Annotated in this window: 2 protein-coding genes; both read right to left on the minus strand. The window is 43.6% G+C overall.

Annotated elements, in window-relative coordinates:
• The coding region (locus ACFR9S_RS15015) for a hypothetical protein (RefSeq protein ID WP_379818973.1) at positions 1–274 on the minus strand (274 nt) is incomplete at its 3' end.
• A gap of 113 nt (positions 275–387) precedes the next feature.
• Entirely contained in the window at positions 388–1,341 is a 954-nt protein-coding gene (locus ACFR9S_RS15020) for a hypothetical protein (protein ID WP_143067677.1), read from the minus strand.
• Positions 1,342–1,602: the final 261 nt, after the last annotated feature.

The following is a 1,602-nucleotide window of genomic DNA, read 5'->3' on the forward strand; positions in this document are numbered from 1 at the left end:
CTTCAGGAACAGTATAGGTTGTTGTTCCCGACTTGAGTTCTCCGTCGACGAGTACGAGATCGTGGATTCGATATAGGGGATCAGAATCATTCACCGCTTTGCCATAGTGTTCTGAGTACGTCAGTACAGTGCCATCAGAGCGCTTCACTTCCTCTTCACCGGCGACTTTGTCTGTCACCTTAAGAACGATGGCAGGATATGGATCTGCATCATAGCCGGGTGGCGACTCAGAGATTACTATGTCTTTCCTGCTGAATTTCGGAGCCTTCTCCATGATGCTCTACCAGATTATCTGACTGACAATATATAAAGAATATTGGTTGAGTTGATCTCGAACCGATCGAGACGACAGAAGAGTCCAATACTGGATGAATTCTCGGACACCCTTTATTGCGCTTTTTGATTGGAAACGGGCCGGATCGATTCATCATCTAATTCCCGTAAGTGAGATCTCAGCTCGTTCAACTCTTCTAATAAGTCGAGTGCGCTCATACACTGACGGAGTGCTTCATCTCTCCCAACTTGTTCATAATCGGAATGAGCTACGTTGTTCCGATATTTAATTAGAATAGCAATCTGATGATACTGGCGATCAGAAAGTACTTTCCCATGCTTTTCGGGCATATCTATTCGATTGAGTGCCTTGTTCCGGAAGTGAAATCTTGCGTCTTCCCAATCAATTTCGTCATTATATGCACGAATAGATTTAACCTTTCTATCTCTTCCCAGCTGCAGTAAGCACTTTTCAACTGCTCGCCCCAAGACCAGTAGCGCTGTTGAATAATAGCCTAAGCAATAAAGATCAGCGGCCTCTCGAATAGTGCTCTTGTATTCTTTAGGTGTATCTTTCATATGGAAGTCAACATCCATGAACTCAAAAAATTCTGTTAAGCGACCCAAGATACCTTGAGAGAAAGCCTCAGATGTATTCTCACATATTCTTCGAGCTTCGCCGCAGAGTTGCCTTCGTTCATCAGGATCAGACTCTGCGTTTTGATAGCGCATTTCTTCAATTCGCCAATATCCATGCGCAATATCCTCTTTGAACGACCCAAACCAACTTTCATGCGCTAAATGAGGGAAATTCCAAGCAATTGCTTCGACATTCCTCATTAACCTTAATATCGCGCGACGGGAGTCACTGATCAGTTTCTTTGATGGTTCTTTCTCTTCTGATCCACATTGTTCAACAAAACCCTCGAGAGTTTCTATATGATCTCTTATCTCGTCATAGAATTCCTTCAATTTGAAAATGCGATAAATGACGTTCGAGTTATGATGGTGCCATTCATCATCGATATGGCGAAAGGCAATATTTTCACGTAGATCCTCCTGTGTCATAGGAACTGTCAACCACTATAATGGCATATAACCTTCGTCTTCTCAAACATCCACCTTGGCGTATCACGACAAGTTCATTGACTGAAGAAGCATCACATCAGGATACGGGTTCCAAATGTGGGTTTAATGATAGGTGAGCGGCTTACATGGTACAACTAACAGATATGAACGAGCGAGAGTTGTATGCAGACGACTGGATGGGTGTCGACTGGAGCGAATGGCTATCTCTCGATCTGGTAGACGGTGATCTGACCGCAATTT

It is taken from the genome of Halolamina salina (genome assembly GCF_042678005.1).
Taxonomy (GTDB): Archaea; Halobacteriota; Halobacteria; order Halobacteriales; family Haloferacaceae; genus Halolamina; species Halolamina salina.

What these genes read in the sequence shown, in the direction of transcription:
- ACFR9S_RS15020 (WP_143067677.1), bottom strand. Translation starts at nt 1,341, where the DNA reads ATGACACAGGAGGATCTACGTGAAAATATTGCCTTTCGCCATATCGAT.